The organism is Neisseria sp. KEM232 (assembly GCF_002237445.1).
GTDB lineage: Bacteria > Pseudomonadota > Gammaproteobacteria > Burkholderiales > Neisseriaceae > Neisseria.
In genome coordinates this window covers 766,574-787,515 of sequence record NZ_CP022527.1, presented here as the reverse complement: position 1 = coordinate 787,515, position 20,942 = coordinate 766,574, and the positions used below count along the sequence as shown (strand labels likewise).

Annotated in this window: 13 protein-coding genes and 1 pseudogene; 1 reads left to right on the top strand and 13 read right to left on the bottom strand. The window is 54.2% G+C overall.

Annotated elements, in window-relative coordinates; genetic code table 11:
* Positions 1 to 86: 86 nt before the first annotated feature.
* The 3 genes and pseudogenes from CGZ77_RS03895 to alaS form a co-directional block, all read right to left on the bottom strand.
* Positions 87 to 909, bottom strand: a pseudogene (locus CGZ77_RS03895) (CPBP family intramembrane glutamic endopeptidase).
* 399 nt (positions 910 to 1,308) lie between these two features.
* On the bottom strand, positions 1,309 to 2,982 hold the full coding sequence (locus CGZ77_RS03890) for an AIPR family protein (protein WP_009425895.1): 1,674 nt from the start codon (positions 2,980 to 2,982) through the stop codon (positions 1,309 to 1,311).
* An 89-nt stretch (positions 2,983 to 3,071) separates the two neighbouring features.
* Complete coding sequence (alaS, locus tag CGZ77_RS03885; protein WP_009425894.1) at positions 3,072 to 5,693, bottom strand: alanine--tRNA ligase; 2,622 nt, start codon at positions 5,691 to 5,693, stop codon at positions 3,072 to 3,074.
* Between the two features lie 186 nt (positions 5,694 to 5,879).
* Between alaS and CGZ77_RS03880 the strand changes: the two genes are divergently transcribed.
* Positions 5,880 to 6,722, top strand: coding sequence for a 23S rRNA (adenine(2030)-N(6))-methyltransferase RlmJ (locus tag CGZ77_RS03880; RefSeq protein WP_009425892.1), 843 nt, complete (start codon positions 5,880 to 5,882; stop codon positions 6,720 to 6,722).
* 84 nt (positions 6,723 to 6,806) lie between these two features.
* Here CGZ77_RS03880 and CGZ77_RS03875 read toward each other — a convergent pair whose 3' ends face one another.
* The 10 genes from CGZ77_RS03875 to CGZ77_RS03825 form a co-directional block, all read right to left on the bottom strand.
* Positions 6,807 to 7,661, bottom strand: coding sequence for a DUF817 domain-containing protein (locus CGZ77_RS03875; RefSeq protein WP_009425891.1), 855 nt, complete (start codon positions 7,659 to 7,661; stop codon positions 6,807 to 6,809).
* A gap of 675 nt (positions 7,662 to 8,336) precedes the next feature.
* The gene (locus tag CGZ77_RS03865) at positions 8,337 to 9,008 is read right to left on the bottom strand and encodes a hypothetical protein (RefSeq protein WP_094030954.1); all 672 of its coding nucleotides are present in this window, start codon (positions 9,006 to 9,008) and stop codon (positions 8,337 to 8,339) included.
* Between the two features lie 229 nt (positions 9,009 to 9,237).
* Positions 9,238 to 10,668, bottom strand: a complete 1,431-nt coding sequence (gene gatB, locus CGZ77_RS03860; protein WP_009426785.1) for an Asp-tRNA(Asn)/Glu-tRNA(Gln) amidotransferase subunit GatB — start codon at positions 10,666 to 10,668, stop codon at positions 9,238 to 9,240.
* 73 nt (positions 10,669 to 10,741) lie between these two features.
* Positions 10,742 to 12,571, bottom strand: a complete 1,830-nt coding sequence (locus tag CGZ77_RS03855) for a lytic transglycosylase domain-containing protein (protein ID WP_009426786.1) — start codon at positions 12,569 to 12,571, stop codon at positions 10,742 to 10,744.
* A gap of 312 nt (positions 12,572 to 12,883) precedes the next feature.
* On the bottom strand, positions 12,884 to 13,285 hold the full coding sequence (locus CGZ77_RS03850) for a hypothetical protein (RefSeq protein WP_009426788.1): 402 nt from the start codon (positions 13,283 to 13,285) through the stop codon (positions 12,884 to 12,886).
* Positions 13,286 to 13,554: 269 nt separating this feature from the next.
* A complete protein-coding gene (locus CGZ77_RS03845) occupies positions 13,555 to 14,025 on the bottom strand; it encodes a hypothetical protein (RefSeq protein ID WP_009426790.1) in 471 nt (156 codons plus the stop codon).
* A 226-nt stretch (positions 14,026 to 14,251) separates the two neighbouring features.
* A complete protein-coding gene (locus CGZ77_RS03840; protein ID WP_094030953.1) occupies positions 14,252 to 15,154 on the bottom strand; it encodes a DMT family transporter in 903 nt (300 codons plus the stop codon).
* Between the two features lie 83 nt (positions 15,155 to 15,237).
* A complete protein-coding gene (locus tag CGZ77_RS03835; RefSeq protein ID WP_036496437.1) occupies positions 15,238 to 16,941 on the bottom strand; it encodes a glutamine--tRNA ligase/YqeY domain fusion protein in 1,704 nt (567 codons plus the stop codon).
* 227 nt (positions 16,942 to 17,168) lie between these two features.
* Entirely contained in the window at positions 17,169 to 19,757 is a 2,589-nt protein-coding gene (gene acnB / locus CGZ77_RS03830) for a bifunctional aconitate hydratase 2/2-methylisocitrate dehydratase (protein WP_094030952.1), read from the bottom strand.
* A 244-nt stretch (positions 19,758 to 20,001) separates the two neighbouring features.
* A complete protein-coding gene (locus CGZ77_RS03825; protein ID WP_036496439.1) occupies positions 20,002 to 20,889 on the bottom strand; it encodes a chorismate mutase in 888 nt (295 codons plus the stop codon).
* Positions 20,890 to 20,942 lie beyond the last annotated feature (53 nt).

The window sequence follows — 20,942 nt, the reverse complement described above, 5'->3', positions numbered from 1 at the left end:
TCTAACCCAAGGCGTGCCGTCATAGGATGGATTGATAAACCCAATATCTTGGCAGGATTGAAGGTTTTGTTGGATCATGGCCCAGCCTACGTCTGCTTGCTATCAGATGAACACATCGCCTTACGCCAAAAAACCATCACAATTACCGCCGCGATGATGATAATTCCGTATGGAATCATGCCGTCGCCGTTTTCATATGCCGCCCGTCCGCCCGGAAAGCCCGTCCGCGCGGTATTGGCAACCGTGTGGCACGCAATCAATACAAATACCGAACCGCCGCTGCCGTTATACAGCCATATATAGATAATCCTCACGGCAACCGTCCCTGCCAGCCCCCACGCGATCAGTTCGGCAGGCTGCCCCACGGCAATCATGGACGGCAAATGCCACAATGCCCACGGCACCCCGATAATCAGCGCCGTAACAAGCGGGGTAAAACGCCCGTTGCAGGCTTTCCGTAGCGTAGGCGGCATAGCCCAATTCCTCGGCAACTGCCGCGATAAAGAACATGACGAACGCACCGGCAAGCGGCGCAAACGATACGGACAAGGCGGGTATGGTTTGTCCTGTTTGGCGTATCGCGACATAAGTCAGCAGATAAAGCAGGGGAAAAATCAGTATTGCCGTCCAAAAATAGGCAGAATGCTTTATCCGACCGTAATCAAACACACGTCCAAACAAGCTGCGCACCGCCGCTATTCCGCCCTCGCGGTAACGTAACAACGCGGCGGCAATCGTCGGAGTGAGTGCCGCGCCGATGTCGGTCAGCGGCAGATTATCAGGCAGAGGACTGTGTTTGAGAAACAAAGACAGCAGCCAAAACGGCGCACTCAAAGCGTACACCAGCAGAAAGTATTGCCACGGATGCGAATAACCGGCTGTCGGTTTTTCTGAAGAGGGGTTCTGCATGTTATTCCTGTTCGTTCAGTAAATAAGTTGGCAGGGAAGCAGGTATGGACTGCTACATGATGTACAGTATAAAAATATTGCGCGTTTTTTTCTAATTACTATAAAAAGCAGCCTGCATTTCAATTTCTGAAAGTGCAGGCTGCTTTTTATAGAGAGGCCGTCTGAAAATTATTTTTCAGACGGCCTTTGATATTACAAGTAATATGAGGATTTCGTTGGACTATGAACCAAGCTGCGTTTGCTGCCGACTGGATTACGGCATGGTTTGGAATCATTCGGTAACGACAAAACCGCGTGCGTGCGTACCGCACACACCCTACACCTTAATCTTAAGGTTTGCGTCGCCCGCAGGTAGGGTGTGTGACGTAGCCACGCACGCGGTTGTTTATAATGTGAGATTCAATTTGAATTCCACGCATCCTCAAAAGAACTTATACGATTTCTGCTTACTTGTTTTTTGTAAGAACTAACAATATCGCTACATATTTTTTTGATCCAAACAGCATCTCTTAGTTTTGATTTGTAGTCAAAATCTTCTCCCAAATCTTTTACTTCAGCATTTAAATCTATTAGAATGTCAGTAACCATAACTGATATTACTTTTTTTAATCTATCTAATTCATGAACATACTTTATTGGATTTTTGATTAAGTCATTCCCTTTAGGGTCAGTTTCTAATAATTCTCTCAATATATATAATAATAAATTTTTGGTTAAAGCATATTTTGCCATTAACTTATTGTCAAGCTCTATAATTTTTTCTTTAATTATTTCATTGAACCAATAAAGCATAACTATTCTATAGCCATCAACATTTGGGCCCGAAAATATTTCATTATACTTATCATCAAAGATCTGATATTTTCTATGCGTTCCCCAAGGCTCTTTCAAGTCAAACGACATCATCCAAATACCTGCATCTTCATTAACAATATAATATTTTTTCGTATTATCTGTCTCACCCCTTTTTATTTCAAAAAAATACTCAGGGAAATTCTTTTCAATTTCATGTTTTAATCTAATCTGAATAGGATTATTGGATTTAAAATCCCGTGCTTTTACACCATTCTGGTTATTAGAGAAATTAGTAATAGTTTTTGCTAAATCCGAATCAACAGAAACTTGAACAAATTTAACTAAAATATTTAAATTTTCAGTTATTTCTCTACTATTTTTATATAATGTAGATAAACTCTGACAACCATTTACAATAAAAGCATTTTTAATTATAAGCTTATTCGCTGCCTGGTTAATATCGATCTTCTCACAAACTACCGTTATCCCATTATGAAACAATGGAAATTTTAAATGAAGTGAAACATCCTTTAAACTACTAGTAATGCCTTTATTTACACTTGTATTTCCTAAATGCCCACGAACATTATAAGAAAATACCTCTTGATTACTTATTCCGTTGATTTTGACTAATTCGCTTGCCTTGATTGGAGAAATTATAGCAAATGTATTCTCATCAACACTATATTTTAAATACTCAGATGATCCTATTGTAAATACAGATTCTCTGTTATTTTCTACGTATCGTGTACTGTCAATATACTCCTCTTTCAACTCCTTTGGCCCAAGCACAATAATATTATCACTATGATTATTAAGATAACTTAATCCATTATTATCCATTTCCATATTGGAAATAAAGATGCCTCTAACCCTATATTGATGCATATATTGACTAAGATTAGTTCTGTCTATTAATCCTTTCAACTGCTGATTAGTTTGTTTATCATTTAATAAAGCATCAACGTTTTCTTTCGTCTTAATTTGTTGTAATGTCCCAACAAATTCTTTTAATGCAGTATCACCTAATGTACGTCCATTTTTTTCTGTTAATTTAGTCTGAAAAATATCTATCACTCCTTCAGAATGATTAATATAAATCCCATCTATTCCTTTATCTCCTTTTTGATCGCAAACACTATCAATAGCTTCTTGTTCATCTAGCCTATAATAGTTAATAAGGTACCAGATTAAAAATGCTGAACTGTTACTTCTCTTAGGGTCTTTATACTCATCAAATAGACTTAAAATATTTGGAAATTCAAAATTTAAGCTCATAAAAATATCCTTTAGTCGTAAATTAATTCATTAAACTATAAACATAATAATAGATAAACTTGAAAATATTTTCAAGCAGTTTCCCATAATTACAGCTTCTCTCTAACCCAGCCTTCTGCCGAATCCAGCATCGTGCCGACTTGGGAAGCATCCGTCCCCCCGGCCTGTGCCAAATCCGGTCTGCCGCCGCCTTTGCCGCCGACTTGTTCGGCTGCGAATTTGACCAAATCGCCGGCTTTCACTTTGTTTGTCAGCGGTTTGGATACGCCGGCGCACAGGGAGACTTTGCCGTCGTTTACTGCCGCCAAAAGAATCACGGCGTTGTCGGATTTGCCGGTTAAATCGGTAACGATTTCGCGCAGGGCGGCTGCGTCAGCTTCGATTTGGGCAGCGACGAGTTTGGCTGCGCCCAAGTCTTTTGCGTTGTCCAAGAGTTTGGCGCCTGCGTGGACGGCGAGTTCGGCTTTGGCTTTTGCCAACTCTTTTTCCAAGGCTTTGGTGTTTGCGGCGTTGGCTTGGATTTTGGTGAGTACGTCTTTTTCGGTTTGGGCTTTGACTTCGGCGATGATGTTTTTCACCAAACTTTCTTGGTTTTGCGCCCATGCCAGCGCGGCAAGGCCGGTGATGGCTTCTACGCGGCGGATGCCTGCGGCGATGCCGCCTTCGCTGATGATTTTGAAGAAGCCGATGTCGCCGGTGCGGGCGACGTGGGTGCCACCGCACAGTTCGGTGGAGTAGTCGCCCATGGTGATGACGCGGACGAAGTCGCCGTATTTTTCGCCGAAGAGCATGACTGCGCCTGATTTTTGCGCGTCTTCAATGGGCATGGCTTCGACTTTGACGGGCACGTTGGCGATAATCGCGGCATTGACGCGGCGTTCGACTTCGGCAATTTCTTCCGCGCTGATGCCTTGCGGGTGGGAGATGTCGAAGCGGGTCAGCTCGGCGTTTTGCAGGCTGCCTTTTTGTTCGACGTGTGTGCCGAGTACGTCGCGCAGAGCTTTGTGCATCAGGTGGGTAACGCTGTGGTTGCGCATGATGCTGTTGCGGATGTCGTTGTCGATTTCGGCGGATACGGCATCACCCACTTTCAGACGACCTGATACGACTGCGCCGAATTGTCCGTGTACGGCGGCTTTGATTTTCTGCGTGTCTTCGACGCGGAAGCGGTTTTCGCCTGCGAAGATGAAGCCTACGTCGCCGACTTGGCCGCCGCTTTCGGCATAGAACGGGGTTTGTTCCAAAACGACCACGCCTGCTTCGCCTGCTTGGAGTTCGTCCACGGCTTCGCTGCCTTTGTATAAGGCGATGATTTTAGTCTCTTGGCTGCGTTTTTCGTAGCCGGTGAACTCGGTGTCCGCGCCTGTGTAATCCAGTTGCGCGTTGGCTTTGAAGTTTTGCGCGGCACGGGCGCGGGCGCGTTGGGCTTCCATTTCGCGGTTGAAGCCGTCTTCGTCCAAATCGATATTGCGTTCGCGGCAGATGTCGGCGGTCAAATCGTATGGGAAGCCGTAGGTGTCGTAGAGTTTGAAGATGATTTCGCCGTCCAATTTGTTGCTGCCTTTGGTCAAGGCGTTTTCCAGCAAAGCCATGCCGGTTTCCAAAGTTTGGGCGAAGCGGCTTTCTTCGTTTTTCAGGGCTTCTTCGATTTGCGCTTGTTTTTCTTTCAACTCGGGATACGCGTCGCCCATCGCTTTCACCAAATCGGGCACGAGTTTGTAGAAAAACGCTTGTTTCTGACCGAGCTTGTAACCGTGGCGCACGGCGCGGCGGATGATGCGGCGCAGTACATAGCCGCGGCCTTCGTTGGAAGGCATCACGCCGTCGGCAATCAGGAAGGAGCAGGAGCGGATGTGGTCGGCAACGACTTTCAGGCTCGGCTCGCCCATGCTGAACGGTGCGCCGGTTTCGCGGGCAACGGCTTTGAGCAGGTCTTGGAACAGGTCGATTTCGTAGTTGCTGTGAACGTGCTGCATCACGGCCGCCATGCGCTCCAAGCCCATGCCGGTATCAACGGACGGCTTGGGCAGCGGGTTCATATTGCCTTGCTCGTCGCGGTTGAACTGCATGAACACGCAGTTCCAAATTTCAATCCAGCGGTCGCCGTCTTCTTCAGGGCTGCCGGGAATGCCGCCCCAGATTTCTTCGCCGTGGTCGTAGAAAATTTCTGAACACGGACCGCAAGGGCCGGTATCGCCCATTTGCCAGAAGTTGTCGGACGCGTATTTCGCACCTTTGTTGTCGCCGATGCGGACGATGCGCTCGGCAGGCATACCGATTTCGTTCAGCCAGATGTTGTAGGCTTCGTCATCTTCGGCATACACGGTCGCCAAGAGTTTTTCTTTGGGGATGTTCAGCCATTCGGGGGAAGTGAGGAACTCCCAAGCGAAGTGGATGGCGTCGCGTTTGAAGTAATCGCCAAAGGAGAAGTTGCCCATCATTTCGAAGAAGGTGTGGTGGCGGGCGGTGTAGCCGACGTTTTCCAAGTCGTTGTGTTTGCCGCCTGCGCGTACGCATTTTTGCGCGGTGGTAGCGCGGGTGTAGGGGCGTTTGTCAAAGCCCAAAAATACGTCTTTAAACTGGTTCATGCCCGCGTTGGTAAACAAGAGCGTGGGGTCGTCGTGGGGAACTAATGATGATGAGCGGACGGCGGTATGGCCTTTGGATTGGAAAAATTGCAGGAATTTTTGGCGCAGTTCGGTGGTTTTCATAGTGTGTTTTGTCTCGTCAAACGGCTTTCAGACGGCCTTAGGCCGTCTGAAAAGCACAGGAAAAAATCAATAAATCAAAGGCGCGTATTTTATAGCAGAAACGGCGGCAAGCCTATTATCCGCCTTATCTTTTTGCCGCCCTTGCCGTAAAATCCGCCCCTTTCTTTTTCAGACGGCCTCCCTACTATGCTCAGCTACCGCCATGCCTTCCATGCGGGCAACCATGCCGACGTGCTCAAACATTTCGTTCTCTGGCTGGTGCTCGATTATTTCAACCGCAAAGACAAGCCCTATTGGTATGTCGACACGCACAGCGGCGCGGGTTTGTACGACTTGGGCGGTAGCGAGGCGCAGAAGGTCGGCGAATACCGCGACGGCATTGCCCGTCTGATGGCGGCGGACGCTCTGCCCGAGCCGCTGGCGCAGTTTCGAGGCCGTCTGAAAGACATCCTGCCGCAGGCAAGCCTCTATTGCGGCTCGCCCTGGCTGGCGCAGGCGCAAACGCGCGCAGACGACAAGCTGCGCCTCTTCGAGCTGCACCCGGCGGATTTTGCCCTGCTGGAAAACAATATGCGTGAGGCGGGGCTGAAACGGCGCGGCATCCTCAAACGGGAAGACGGTTTCAAAGGGCTGATTGCCCTGCTGCCGCCGCCGACCCGCCGCGCCGTGGTGTTAATCGACCCGTCCTACGAAGAAAAACAGGACTACGCGCGCGTGGTTCAGACGCTGAAAGAGGCGCAAAAACGCTTTGCGCAGGGCTGCTATCTGCTGTGGTATCCCTGCCTCAGCCGCGAAGAAAGCCGCCGCCTGCCCGAACAGCTGAAAAAACTGTCGCCCGACAATTACCTGCTGGCCGAGCTGCACGCCGCCACGCCGCGTGCCGACGGCTTCGGAATGCACGGCAGCGGCATGTTCCTGATCAACCCGCCCTATCTTCTGGCCGCACAGCTTCGCGACAACCTGCCGGCTCTGGCGCGCCTGCTGGCGCAGGATGAAGGGGCGCGCTTTGTGTTGGATTACCGAAATTAGGCCGTCTGAAACACAGAGGCCGTCTGAAGGCCCGAAAACGGGGTTTCAGACGGCCTTTTTGTATCTTTCAGCCTTTCAGACGGCCTAATCCTTCGATACGGCAATGGTGCGCTTGATGTGTTTCAGATTGGCGACGATGGTGAAAGTCATCATCACCAAGAGCGCCCACGAGCTCCATTTGCCGATGTGCACGGCCGACCACGCGCCGATTTGGTTGGGATAACGCCAGATGCCGGCGAAGGTGCTGATGTTTTCCGCCAGCCAAATAAAAAAGCCGATGAGCACGAAGGCCAGCAGCAGCGGCATTTTGCGCGGGGTATCGTAGGGCGTGAAGCGCACCGAGGTGCGGGCGTAGAGGCCGAGGGCGAAGGCGGCGAGATACCAGCGGTAGTCGCCGATGTAGTGGTGGCTGAAAAAATTGACGTAAATCAGCAGCGAGCACAGCGTCGCCAGCCAATAGGGCGGATGGCTTTCGATTTTCAAATCGAAAAGCCGCCACGCCTGAATGATGTAGCTGCCAACCGCCGCATACATAAATCCGGCAAACAGCGGCACACCGCCGATTTTGCTCAACGCGGGATCGGGATAGCTCCACGAGCCGACGGCCGACGAGGTTTTGAAGAGTTCGAGCACAAAGCCGACGATATGAAACAGGGTAACAGCCTTCACTTCGTCCCACATTTCCAGTTTCAGCGCCAACATGGCCGTCTGAACCGCCAGCGCGAACACCAGCAGCACGTCATAGCGGGCGACGCCGAACAGCCCGCCGCGCGGCACGGCGAACATGGCGAGGAAAAACAGCCCGGCAAACAGGCAGGCGCGCGCTTCTTTCAAACCGAAAAAATAAAATTCGACGGCAAACCGCCGCCCGCCGCGCAAATCGGGGCGCGGCCGGCGGCGGGTCAGCCAATCGTCGAAACGGTTGTGCATCGGAGGCATGGCGGGGTTTCCGTTAAAGAGGCCGTCTGAAAGGATTCAGACGGCCTTTGGCAAAACAGCAGCAGGCCGGACAATATGCTTGATAAAGAGAGAAAAATATGGGATTTTCGTATTATCGGTAAGCATCAGACAGGGCGGCAAAGGCAGCCTGAAAACGGCAGAAACAGCTTTCAGGCTGCCTGAAAAATCATTTCGCCAAGCGATGCCACAGCCGCGGCGCAAGCAGCCAAGATGCAAGCGCCAAGGGCAGCAAGACCCAAGCCTACACGTCTAGCCAATCATGGTTTGGCTGCCATTTTTGCGCTTGCGCCATCGCCATTTTGAAAAGATAAACCATGATTTCGCCCACCAATGGCATGGACGAAAAATGGCGCGGCTCGGCATCATGCCGCTGCGAATCAATCGTGGATAAGGGTATGACAAACGCGTTTTGCAGCATCAAAAATACCGCTATCGCCAGCGGCACATGCAGGGTAAGCGTTATGCCGCCGCCGCGTCACCATGCCATGCCAACCAGGAAACAGGTAGCAAAACAGACAGGCGATAGGCGATTTTCAGTGCGGTTTTCCACATATCGGACGGTTGGTTTGCTTTCATTGCCGTCTCCTTTTGTCGCAAAGGCAGCCTGAAAACGCTAGAAACAGCTTTCAGGTTGCTTTTTTAAAAAGACGAAAGTTATTTGTTTCTCAATATCTCAATTAGGGCAGCTTTAGACTGGTAGAAGTCCAAATCAAATAATGAAATGCCTAAATGTTTGCAATATTCTTCGACCATCTCCACAGTTAGCCTGTTCTTTTTGAATCTTTCGGTGTATTTTTCTGTTTGTTCAAACGGCAGCGGCGTGCCATATTCCATAAACTCGACACGACTGGTTTCTTTATGCAGCATAACATTTCTGGTTTCGCAGTCATGACGGGAAACCTGTTTGCTGCCCTCATACAGGGTAAATGAGACCGCACCGAATTCGTCTTTGCCAAAATAGGGGCGTAAGTACATAGTCAATAATTGGATTTTCCACAGCAAGGCTAGATACGGCACACTTGAAAAGTCTGTGCCGTTCCGGTTATTACCTATTAGCAATGACCAATCAGACTGTGTTTCCAATAATAAATATTTGGATGATCCGGTAATCTCAAGCGGATTCAAGAAATCCAATTTCTGACTGAGGGTATATCCCTCATCCAAATACGATAGTTTCGGTTTTAAATTCTGATAAAAGTCGCTTAAATCCATTAATCTTTTTAAATAGAGTTCCAATGCTTTTTCAAATGGCGCTCCAATAAAATAAAACTGCTTCAGGCTCGGATGGCCGTCTTTTGCAAGAAAAAAATCTTTGTTTACATTCATAATTTAATCCACGGTTCTTAAAATTATAGAGCCAACACAAAATCTGCGGCGTTGCTGCGTCTTTTCGTGCGTGTGTATTGTCTGCGGTTTGCTGTTTTGTATCTTTTCATCTTGACTCGCTATATCAGGCAGCCTGAAAAATTATCGGCAAAACAGTCAGCACGTTTCAGACTTGTACCAAAGGCAGCCTGAAAACGGTTTCAGGCTGCCTTTGGGCTTTCAGGCTGCATCAGCCCAATTTCGCTTTCACCACCTCCTGCACCTGCGCGGGATTCGCCTTGCCTTTGCTGGCTTTCATCACCTGCCCGACAATCGCGTTTAGCGCTTTTTCGTTGCCCGCTTTAAACTGCTCGACGGCTTTGGCGTTGTTGGCGAGCACTTCGTCCACCATCGCTTCAATCGCGCCGGTGTCGGTGATTTGCACCAAACCATGTTTCTCAATGATTTGTTCGATTGTGGCTTCGGGTTCTGCCCACATCGCTTCGAAAGCTTTTTTCGCCAGCTTGCTGCTCAATGTGCCGTCGGCGATTTTGCCCACCAGCGCGGCAAGGCGCGCCGCCGTAATCGGGCTTTGCTCCAGCTCCAAGCCTTCGCGGTTCAGCGTTGCCGCCAATTCGCCGTTCATCCAGTTGGCAACCAGCTTGCCCTGCCCGCCTGCTTGGGCGGCTTCGCTGAAATAGGCAGCCTGAACGCGGCTGGCGGTAAGCAGGCGCGCGTCGTATTCGCTTACGCCGAACTCGTTTACAAAACGTGCCGCCATTTCTTTGGGCAGCTCGGGCATGGCGGCGCGGGCTTTGTCCATTTGGCCGTCTGAAATGATCACGGGCAGCAGGTCGGGGTCGGGGAAATAGCGGTAGTCGTGCGCGTCTTCTTTCAGGCGCATCACGCGGGTTTCGCCTTTTTCGGGGTCAAACAGCATGGTTGCCTGCTGCACCTTGCCGCCGTCTTCCAAAATCTCGATTTGCGCTTCTACTTCGTAGTTAATCGCCTGCTCCAAAAAGCGGAATGAATTCAAATTCTTAATCTCGCGGCGCGTACCAAATTCCGCCTGCCCTTTGGGGCGCACGGACACGTTGGCATCGACGCGGAACGAGCCCTCGGCCATATTGCCGTCGCAAATATCCAGCCAAGTAACCAGGCCGTGCAAGGCTTTGGCGTAGGCCACGGCTTCAGCAGCGGAGCGCATTTCGGGTTCGGACACCACTTCCAACAGCGGCGTACCGGCGCGGTTCAGGTCGATGCCGGTGGCACCGTTCAAGCCTTCGTGCACCGATTTGCCCGCGTCTTCTTCCATGTGGGCGCGGGTTACGTTGATGGTTTTCACTTCGTCGCCCACGACGATTTCCAGCTTGCCGTGTTCGACAATCGGCAAGTCCAACTGGCTGATTTGGTAGCCTTTGGGCAGATCGGGATAGAAATAGTTTTTGCGGTCGAACACGTTTTTCTGGTTGATTTTGGCATTCAGTGCCAAGCCGAGCTTAATCGCTTTTTCCACCACTTCGCGGTTCATCACCGGCAGCGTGCCCGGCAGCGCGCATTCCACCACGCTGGCGTGTGCGTTGGGCTCGGCGCCGAAGGCGGTGCTCGCGCCGCTGAAAATTTTGGATTGTGTATTGAGCTGGACGTGGATTTCCAAGCCGATTACGGTTTCCCAGGTCATAGATGGTCTTTCTCGGATTCAGATGGTTGGTTTTTGACGGTTGCTTGTTGAAACGGACGGTTTCGCGCCGCCCTTACATTTTTCCCGGCACAACGCCCATGCGGCGTTTGAGCGAGGTTTGCGGCTCGTTGAACAGCGAGGCGTAGTAGGTGGCGTTGGCCATCACTTTTTTGACGTAGTCGCGCGTTTCGTCGAAGGGGATGGTTTCAGCGTAGATTGCGCCTTCCAGCGGTAAAGCGGCCTGCCATTGGCGGGCGCGACCGGGGCCGGCGTTGTAGCCTGCGGTGGCCATCACTTCGTTGTTTTGCAGGCGGCGTTTGGCGTCGCCCAAATACCATGTGCCCATGCGGATGTTGCCGTCGGTGGTGTAGAGCTCGCTGTCGGACATTCCCGTTTTGCGGGCGATTTCACGGGCGGTGGCGGGCATCACCTGCATCAGCCCCTGTGCGCCGACGCCCGATTGCGCCCCGATCATAAAGCGGCTTTCCTGACGGATCAGGCCATAGACCCAGGCCGGGTCGACGCCCGCTTCGGCGGCGTAGCGGGTGGCGGTGTCGCGGAAGGGGGCGGGGTAGCGCAAGGTGTAGTCGAGTTTGCCGGAGGCGTTGTCGGCCGAGTGGATGGACATTTCGTAAAAGCCGTGGTCGGCGGCCAGCCGCGCGGCGGCGAGCTTGGCGCCGTCGTTGAAGGCGCGGGTGGCGTAGCGCCATTCGGCCTGCGCGGCGCGGCGCATGGCAATGTTGCCGCCCGATGCCTGGAACAGGGTGAGTGCGCGGGCGATGGCACCGTCACGCGCCAGCGTCTGTAAATCGCGTGCCGGCGTGGCGGCGGCGGTGTTGCGGGTGTTGACGCGGCCGCCGGTTTCTTCGGCAGCCAAGAGGGCGTAGAAATTGCGGCCGCTTTCGGCGGCGCGGCGGTAAAGGTTTTGCGCTTCGCTGCGGTTTCCCTGCGCGGCCAGGCTGCGGCCGAGCCAGTAGAGCCAGGCGGGGTCTTGCCGCAGTTTTTCCGGCATGTCTCCGATCACGGAGGCCAGCAGCGGCCAGTCCTGCACGCGCAAGGCCGAGCGGGCATACCATTCGAGCTGTTCGTCGGTGAGCTGTTTGCGCTCGGAACGGGCGTAGTAGGCGAGGGCGCCGGCGAAGTTTTGGTTTTTGGCCTGACGCAGGCCGAGCACGCCCCAGGCAAAGCCTGCCTGTTCGCGCGTGAGGCTGCCTTCGAGCGCGTTCAGACGGCCTGCCGCCGCCGCGGGCGCTTTCTGCGCCGCCGCGCCGATGATGTCGCGCAACAGGTTTTCCTGCGCCCCTTGTCCGCTGCTGCCCAAGGGGCTGCCGAGGGCTGCGGCGAGGTTGGCCGCGTCGGTGGTTTGGTTGGCGGCAATCAGGCCGCGCACGCGCCGCCATGCGTCGGCAGGATTAAGACGGCCTTGTGCCGCCCGCGCTTCCACCAGCGCGGTGCAGCCCTGCGGCAGGCGGCCGGTTTCGCGCACGAGTTCGGCCGCCATGCCGCTGTCGGCAAAGTTTTCCGCGTGGCAGCGCACTTCGCGGCTGCGGCCTTCGGGTTCGAGTTTGGCGTATTCGCTTTGGAAGGTCTGCCAGCTGCCGCGCCGCGCCAGGCTTTTGAGCCATTCGTTGCGGACGTTTTCGCCCATCGCGCTGGCGCTCTGCCCGGCAAGGAATTGGGCGGGCTGGATGTCGTCGCCCGCTTTGGCGGCGCGCATCACGCCTTCGTAGCGCGCGTAGTCGTCGAGGGTTTTGGCGGGGCTTTCACCGCTGCGCACGGTGGGCAGACCGAAGCCGTTGCCTGCTTGTGCTTCCGTTCCCTGCCTGACGGGTTCGACGGGCTGCTCCGTCGTACAGGCGGCGAGTATCAGGGCGGCAAGGGAGAGGCGGACGGTGTTTCTCATGGCGGTTCTTTCTTTGGCGGAAAACGTTCAGACGGCATGGAGGCCGTCTGAAAGCGCTGTTCCGGCGAATAGGAAAACAGGGCGGATGATAGCAGTTTTACCCCCGCCGCCCAAACAGGGATTTGGCGGATTTGCGTTTGGACGGGCTTTGAAACCGCTTTCGCTTGTATCCCTGCGGGCACAAACGCGTGAATAGTGTTGACGAATGTGAAGCTGCGGCCATCCGCATCGGCAAAAGGCCGTCTGAAAACACGGTTTGCGGGTTTCAGACGGCCTATCGGTTTTTCAGGCTGCTTTTCCGGCCGACAAATCCTACGGAAGAATATTCATCCGCTCATAAGGGTCGCGGTTATCGATATAGGGATCGTCTTTGCTGTCACATACGCGGGTTGACACGACGGCGTCGGATTTCATCCGGCCGTTTTCAAACTCGTAAGTTTGCGTCTGCCAACCGGTGTAGCCGCCGTAAGCGTTTTTGGCATTGATTTCAATGCAAACGAGATAATAGGGGCGGGTTTCCAGATAATCGCCCCGTCGTGGATTCAAATCCCTCGTAATTTCAAATACTTTTTTCGGCGGCATGGTGATATTGACCCGCGCGCTGCCGGCATCGAGCAGGGTTTTGTTCAGATGTTGCCGGATACGCTGACGGTAGTCTTTCGGATAAATGCCGTAGTCGGCGCTGCGGATGCTTTGCATGCTGATATCGACCATCGGGCTGGCGCAGGCAGCCAAGAGCAGGGACAGGCTGCGAGCAGGGCGGCGCGGGTGGGGAGTTTCATATTGGTTTCCTTGTATGGGGTTGGTAGATGTTTTCAGGCTGCTTTAAGGCTGAAGTTCGTCTGAAAATCTCTTTTCAGTAGTAGGTCGGGCATTGATGCCCGACAAACAGCGGCAGATTTGACAAATGTCGGGCATAAATGCCCGACCTACCTTACTTTAAAAGTTGAATGTCAACACACCCTGCTGCTGCGGGTTTCCGCTTAGGGGACGATATTTACTTGGTCGCCGCCGAAGATGAGGGTGGTGTCGATGTAGATTTCGTCTTTGCTGGTGCAGGCGGCGTAAGCGCCTGTGGGATTGCCTTCTATTGTGTTGTTTTTGAACCGGAACATTTTGGTCTGCCAGCCGGTGTAGCCGCCGTAGGCGTTTTTGGCGTTGACGTCGGCGCAGGCCAGGTAGAAGGCGTCCCAGCCGGCGCGGCCGCTGCCTTGCACGCCCTGGTTACTGAGGCGGAGCACTTTGCGCGGCGGGGTGGTGATGCGGATTTTCGCGCTGCCCGCATCGCGCAGGTTTTCGTCCAGATAGCTGCGGATGTGCTGTTGGTAGTCTTTGGGGTAACGACCGTAGTCGGCGTTGCGCGCGGCCTGCATGCTGACTTCAATGGGTTTGGCGGCGCAGGCGGCCAGCAGGCAGAGGCTGCCGATCAGGGCGGCGCGGGTGGGAAGTTTCATATTGGTTTCCTTGTATGGGGTTGGTGGATGTTTTCAGGCTGCTTTAAGGCTGAAGGCCGTCTGAAAATCTCTTTTCAGTAGTAGGTCGGACATTTATGCCCGACATTTTTCAAATTTGCCGTAGTTTGTCGGGCATAAATGCCCGACAAACTACGGCTTACCTATTATAAATAAAAGGTCGTCTGAAACCCGATTTCAATAAAGTAAAAATGCCCGAACAAAAATTTCAGACGACCTTCTGCCCATACCGCATCAGTGTCATGCCGCCGACCGCTGCCGCACAGCCCGCAACCAGAGAAATATGCAAAGGTTCGCCCAAAACCCACGCCGAAGACAACATGCCGAAAATCGGCACGAGCGTAATATACGCCGCCGCGCTGCCTGCGCCCAAAATCTTCACGCCTTCGAAATACCACGCGTAAGCCAATACCGTCGCGCCGATGACCAGCCACGCTAATGCCGTCCAACCGCGTGCATCCATCGCCGCCATTGCCTCAAACGGCAATCCATCGACCCACAACGCCACCACCGCCAACATCAGCGCGCCGATGAACGATGTTGCCGCCGTTACCGTCAGCGCGTCTATACCGCGCAAAACCGCGCGTCCGATTAAGGTATAAGCCGCCCAACAGACCACGCAGCCGAAAATCAGCCACTCCCCCGCCTTGATGCCGCCCGATAATACCGCCAACGGCTGCCCTTGCGTTACCGCCGTTATCGCGCCACAAACCGCCAACAGCATACCCGCCAAAATCTTCGCGTTTAAACGCTCGCCGAAAAGCCAAGCCGCCAGCAGCAACGTCAACACGGGATTCACCGCTACGACCACCGCCGCCTTGCCCGCAGGCATCGCCTGCAAACCCAACATAAAAAACACCGCATAGCCGCATACCCCGACGGAAGCAGCTACCGCCAAGCCCAGCCATTGCCGTGCCGACAAAGCCGCCAAAGTCGCGAACCTGCTGCGCGCAAACAACCAACCCAACAACAAAACCGAAGCCAATACAAACCGAACCGCCCCACCCGTCAGCGGCGGCAGCGACTGCCCCAGCATCCGCCCCATCGGCCAAGACGCACCCCACAATACCGCCATCCCCAGCAGTTTTAAATGTACAGAATAACGTTCCATCTCATTCCTTTATCAACAAAGGTCGTCTGAAAACCCGATTTCAAGTTTTCAGACGACCTTCCAATATCGCTATTGCAAACAGATTACTTGGGCTGCCAAGAATCTTTCAGCGTAACCGTGCGGTTGAACACGGGCTTGCTTTGCGCGTGGTCGCGGCGGTCGGTAACGAAGTAGCCCAGGCGTTCAAACTGCCAGCGGCTCTCGGGCGGCAAATCGTTGGCGGAGGCTTCGACCCAGGCTTGGATTTCGCGCGCGGATTCGGGGTTGAGGAAATTGGTGAAGGGCAGGTATTCGCCGTCTTCGCCGCGCACGGCGTCGGGGCGCGGCTCGGTGAACAAGCGCTCGTATAAACGCACCGTGGCGGGTACGGCGTGTTCGGCGGAAAGCCAGTGGATAACGCCCTTCACTTTGCGGCCTTCTGGGTTTTTGCCCAAGGTGTCGTAATCCAGGCTGCATTTAAGCTCAACGATGTTGCCGCCGGCGTCTTTCACCGCTTCGTCGCACTTCATCACATAGCTGTGGCGCAGGCGCACTTCGCCGCCGGGCGTCAGGCGTTTCCAGCCTTTGGGCGGGTTTTCACTGAAATCGTCGGCTTCGATGTAGAGCGTGGACGAAATCGGCAGTTCGCGGCTGCCCATGTCTTCGCGGCTTGGGTGATACGGCGCGATGCGGCTTTCGGTGCGGGCGGCATCGTAATTGGTGAGCGTTACTTTAATCGGATTCAACACGGCCATCATGCGCGGGGCGGAATTTTCCAACTCTTCGCGAATCGCGCCTTCCAACACGCTCATATCGACGATGTTTTCAGATTTGGAAATACCGGCGCGTTTGGCAAACAGGCGCAGGCCTTCGGGCGTGTAGCCGCGGCGGCGCATACCGGAAATGGTCGGCATACGCGGGTCGTCCCAGCCGGAAACGTGGCCGTCTGAAACCAGTTGGTTCAGCTTGCGTTTGGACGTGATGGAATACAAAAGCTCCAAACGGGAAAACTCGTATTGGCGCGGACGGGTGGCGTGCGGCGCGGGGATATTGTCCAACACCCAGTCGTACAGCGGGCGGTGGGCTTCAAACTCGAGCGTGCACAAGGAATGCGTGATACCTTCGATGGCATCGGAAATGCAATGCGTGTAGTCGTACATCGGGTAGATGCACCATTTGTCGCCGGTATTGTGGTGATGGGCGCGGCGGATGCGGTAAATCACGGGGTCGCGCATATTGACGTTGCCCGAAGCCATGTCGATTTTCAGGCGCAGGGTTTTGCTGCCGTCGGGGAATTCGCCGTTTTTCATGCGCATAAAGAGGTCGAGGTTTTCTTCGACGCTGCGGTCGCGGTAAGGGCTGTTTTTGCCCGCTTCGGTCAGCGTGCCGCGGTATTCGCGCATTTCTTCGGCGGTCAAATCATCGACATAGGCTTTGCCGTCTTGAATCAGGCCGACGGCGTAGTCGAACAGTTGGTCGAAATAATTGGAGGCAAAACGCGGCTCGCCCGCCCATTCAAAGCCCAGCCATTGCACGTCTTCCTTGATGGAATTGACGTATTCGTCGCTTTCTTTTTCGGGATTGGTGTCGTCAAAGCGCAGGTTGCACAAGCCGTCATACACATAGGCGAGGCCGAAATTGAGGCAGATGGATTTGGCGTGGCCGATGTGCAGGTAGCCGTTGGGCTCGGGTGGGAAGCGGGTTTGGATGGCACTGTGTTTGCCGCTTTTGAGGTCTTCTTCGATGATGGTGCGGATGAAGTGGTTGTCGGCGAATTGGGTTTTGTCGAGGTGGTCTTTTTCGAGCATGATGGGAATTCGGTTGGTGGTCGTAAAGCTGCGGATTGTACCCGATTTTGTCGGGGCGGGGCATGGATGAGGCCGTCTGAAAACCCTGTCGGTGCGGGCGTTTCAGACGGCCTTTTGGCTGTGTTGCGGGCAAGAAAAAACGGAACAAGCTGTGTTGTTCCGTTTGCTGTTTCGGGTTTTCAGACGGCCTTTTAGCAACCATTGAGGCCGTCTGAAAGGTCTGCAGCTCACACGTTTACTGCTTCGGCTTTTTTGTTATATTCGTCGATTTCGTTGAAATTCATATAACGGTAAATCTGGTCGCCCTGTTCGTTGATGATGCCGATATTGGCTTGGTATTCCTCAACGGTCGGGATTTTGCCGAGTTTGGAACAAATGGCGGCCAACTCTGCGGAACCTAGGAATACATTGGCGTTTTTGCCCAGTCGGTTCGGGAAGTTCCGAGTAGAAGTGGACATGACCGTTGCACCTTCGTGTACTCGCGCTTGGTTGCCCATGCACAATGAGCAGCCCGGCATTTCCAAGCGTGCACCGGCACGGCCGAGTACGCCATAATGGCCTTCGTCCGAAAGCTGGTGCGCATCCATTTTGGTCGGCGGCGCCACCCAAAGGCGTACGGGGATGTCGCTATTGCCTTCCAGCAGCTTGGACGCGGCGCGGTAATGGCCGATGTTGGTCATGCACGAGCCGATAAACACTTCGTCGATGACCGTGCCGGATTTTTCGGACATAAAGCACACATCGTCCGGGTCGTTCGGGCAGGCGATAATTGGCTCTTTAATGTCGTCCATATTGATTTCAATCACGGCGGCGTATTCGGCATCTTTATCCGCTTCGAGCAGTTGTGGATTCGCCAGCCAGTTTTCCATCGCTTTAATGCGGCGTTCCAGCGTACGCGCGTCTTGATAGCCGTCGGCAATCATGTTTTTCATCAACACGATATTGGATTTCATGTATTCGATAATCGGCTCTTTATTGAGCTTCACGGTGCAGCCTGCAGCGGAACGTTCGGCGGATGCGTCGGTCAATTCAAAGGCTTGTTCCACTTTCAAATCAGGCAGGCCTTCAATTTCCAGAATGCGGCCGGAGAAAATATTTTTCTTGCCGGCTTTGGCCACGGTGAGCAAGCCTTGCTTGATGGCATATAGCGGAATCGCATTGACCAAATCGCGCAGGGTCACACCCGGTTGCAGGCTGCCTGAGAAGCGTACCAACACGCTTTCCGGCATATCCAGCGGCATCATGCCCGTTGCGGCGGCAAAGGCCACCAAACCGGAACCGGCAGGGAAAGAAATGCCAATCGGGAAACGGGTATGGCTGTCGCCGCCGGTGCCGACGGTATCGGGCAGCAAGAGTCGGTTGAGCCACGAATGAATGATGCCGTCGCCCGGACGCAGCGACACGCCGCCGCGCGTGGAAATAAACGCAGGCAGCTCTTTATGCGTTTTCACGTCAACGGGTTTCGGATAGGCGGCGGTGTGGCAGAACGATTGCATCACCATGTCGGCGGAGAAACCCAGACAGGCGAGGTCTTTGAGTTCGTCGCGCGTCATCGGGCCGGTGGTGTCCTGCGAGCCTACTGTAGTCATGCGCGGTTCGCAGTAAGTGCCGGGGCGCACGCCTTCTCCTTCGGGCAGACCGCAGGCGCGGCCGACCATTTTTTGCGCCAGAGTAAAGCCTGCATTGCTTGCGGCAGGCGCTTGAGGCAGCCTGAAAACCTCGGAAGCGGGCAGGCCGAGCGCTTCGCGCGCTTTGGCAGTCAGGCCGCGGCCGATAATCAGATTGATGCGGCCGCCGGCCTGCACTTCGTCGAGCAGCACTTGCGATTTCAGTTCAAACTCGGCAACGGTTTCGCCGTTTTTCACGATTTTGCCTTCGTAAGGCAGGATATCGACCACGTCGCCCATTTTCAGCGCGGATACGTCCACTTCAATCGGCAGCGCGCCCGAGTCTTCTTGCGTATTGAAGAAAATCGGTGCGATTTTGCCGCCGAGGCACACGCCGCCGAAGCGTTTGTTCGGTACAAACGGAATGTCCTGGCCGGTGTGCCAAATCACCGAGTTGGTGGCAGATTTGCGAGAAGAGCCGGTACCGACCACATCGCCGACATAAGCCACGGGATGGCCTTTGGCTTTAAGCTCTTCCAAGAGTTTGATCGGGCCGACTTCGCCCGGTTTGTCGGGATTGATGCCCTCGCGCGGGTTTTTCAGCATCGCCAGCGCGTGCAGCGGAATATCGGGGCGGCTCCATGCGTCGGGCGCGGGGGAGAGATCGTCGGTATTGGTTTCGCCATCGACTTTGAATACGGTAACGGTGATTTTTTCCGGCACTTTTTCGCGCGCGGTAAACCATTCGGCGTTGGCCCAAGATTCCAAAACTGCTTTGGCGTGCGGATTGCCTTTTTCGGCTTTTTCCTGCACGTCGTGGAAAGAATCGAACATCAGCAGCGTGTGTTTGAGGCCGTCTGCGGCGATGTGGGCGAGCTTGTCGTTGTCCAAAAGCTCGATTAGGGGATGGATGTTGTAGCCGCCGAGCATGGTGCCCAAGAGTTCGGTGGCGTATTCGGGGGAAATCAGCGGGCTTGCGGCGCTGCCTTCGGCAACGGCGGCAAGGAAAGAGGCTTTGACTTTGGAAGCGTCGTCCACGCCCGGCGGCACACGGTGGGCAAGCAGTTCGACCAAAAATTCATGGTCTTCGCCGGCGGGGGGATTTTTCAGCAGTTCCACCAGATCGGCGGTTTGCTGTGCGGTGAGGGGAAGGGCGGGGATGCCCAGGGATTCGCGCTCTGCGGCGGCTTTGCGGTAAGTTTCTAACATAATATTGTTCCTTGGCTGTTTTTCTTCTGAAACACTGCAAATGTAGTTTGCAGTAGTGGCCGAACTATAAACCAAATCTTGGTAAATAGGAATACGAAGGGCAGGGGGTTTTACAGTATGAAAAGGATTGTGATAAACAAATGCAATGATGCCGTCTGAAGCGCGGGAAAGCCTTGCTCTTTCTGCGTTTTCAGACGGCCTTTGCACCGAGTTTCCGCTGCCTGACGCGGACGGCGGTTCGATATTAACGGATGCTTGTGTTCAGGGTGTGGACGACGGCGTTCGCGCCTGCGGCGCAGGCGAGTTTGAGGAGGATTTCCTGCGGCATGTCGTTGTGGTGCAGACGGGTGATGTTGGCAAGCACGGGCAGGCGGCAGAGGCGGCGGGCGCGGACAACGGCTTCGGTGTCGAGGCGGTGCGGATGGTTGGCAGAAAAACTGAGTGTACCGCTTTCGCCGAGGATGATTTGGCGGTTGCCTTTGAGAGCGATGTGTTCGGCGGCGGTGAGCCATTCGTCGGCGGTGTGGTGTTTGTCTTTGCACAGCACCAGCGGGGTGTTCAGACGGCCTGTTTCGTCCTGCAGGGCGCGGTTGGCCATCAGTTCGCCGCCGAGATAGAGGATGTCGGCTGCGGCCTGCAGGGCGGCTTCGATTTGACGCACGTCGCGGATGCGTACCAGCACGGGGCGGCCTGCGGCATGGTTGGCGGCGGTGCTCTCGCGCAGCAGGCGGATTTGTTCTTTTTCGTTCGGCGGCTGTTGCTCGGCGTAGGGGCTGGCGGGCAGGCGGAAGGGGTCGAGAAAGAGTGCGTCGGCGTCGGTGCGGTCGGGCAGGGCGGTGACGGACAGGATTTTCGCGCCGCCGAAAGCAACGCCGCGCACGGTAATCACGCTGTCTTCGGCCTGGGTTTCGCGGCTGATGATGCGCCAGTCGGAAAGCACGCGGATGGCGCGTTCGACGTGGGGCAGGGCTTCGATTTCCTGCGGTTGGAACACGCGCTCGTCGCCCACCGCGCCGATGATGGTGCGCTCGTCGCCGCGTGAAACGTGTTCGCGCAGGCCTTTGCTGCGGATGAATCCGATAACGGCGGCCACGGCTTCTGCGGGCGCGTGTTTGTGCATCACGATAATCATGGTTCGGCTGCTCCTGCGGAATAAGGCCGTCGATGGTAGCACAGGATGCAAAG

Excerpts from the sequence above, each read along its gene's own strand:
- CGZ77_RS03825 (WP_036496439.1), bottom strand. The coding sequence starts at position 20,889 with ATGATTATCGTGATGCACAAACACGCGCCCGCAGAAGCCGTGGCCGCC.
- CGZ77_RS03850 (WP_009426788.1), bottom strand. The coding sequence starts at position 13,285 with ATGGTCGATATCAGCATGCAAAGCATCCGCAGCGCCGACTACGGCATT.
- CGZ77_RS03855 (WP_009426786.1), bottom strand. The coding sequence starts at position 12,571 with ATGAGAAACACCGTCCGCCTCTCCCTTGCCGCCCTGATACTCGCCGCC.
- CGZ77_RS03880 (WP_009425892.1), top strand. The coding sequence starts at position 5,880 with ATGCTCAGCTACCGCCATGCCTTCCATGCGGGCAACCATGCCGACGTG.
- gatB (WP_009426785.1), bottom strand. The coding sequence starts at position 10,668 with ATGACCTGGGAAACCGTAATCGGCTTGGAAATCCACGTCCAGCTCAAT.
- CGZ77_RS03865 (WP_094030954.1), bottom strand. The coding sequence starts at position 9,008 with ATGAATGTAAACAAAGATTTTTTTCTTGCAAAAGACGGCCATCCGAGC.
- acnB (WP_094030952.1), bottom strand. The coding sequence starts at position 19,757 with ATGTTAGAAACTTACCGCAAAGCCGCCGCAGAGCGCGAATCCCTGGGC.
- CGZ77_RS03840 (WP_094030953.1), bottom strand. The coding sequence starts at position 15,154 with ATGGAACGTTATTCTGTACATTTAAAACTGCTGGGGATGGCGGTATTG.
- alaS (WP_009425894.1), bottom strand. The coding sequence starts at position 5,693 with ATGAAAACCACCGAACTGCGCCAAAAATTCCTGCAATTTTTCCAATCC.
- CGZ77_RS03890 (WP_009425895.1), bottom strand. The coding sequence starts at position 2,982 with ATGAGCTTAAATTTTGAATTTCCAAATATTTTAAGTCTATTTGATGAG.
- CGZ77_RS03845 (WP_009426790.1), bottom strand. The coding sequence starts at position 14,025 with ATGAAACTTCCCACCCGCGCCGCCCTGATCGGCAGCCTCTGCCTGCTG.
- CGZ77_RS03835 (WP_036496437.1), bottom strand. The coding sequence starts at position 16,941 with ATGCTCGAAAAAGACCACCTCGACAAAACCCAATTCGCCGACAACCAC.
- CGZ77_RS03875 (WP_009425891.1), bottom strand. The coding sequence starts at position 7,661 with ATGCCTCCGATGCACAACCGTTTCGACGATTGGCTGACCCGCCGCCGG.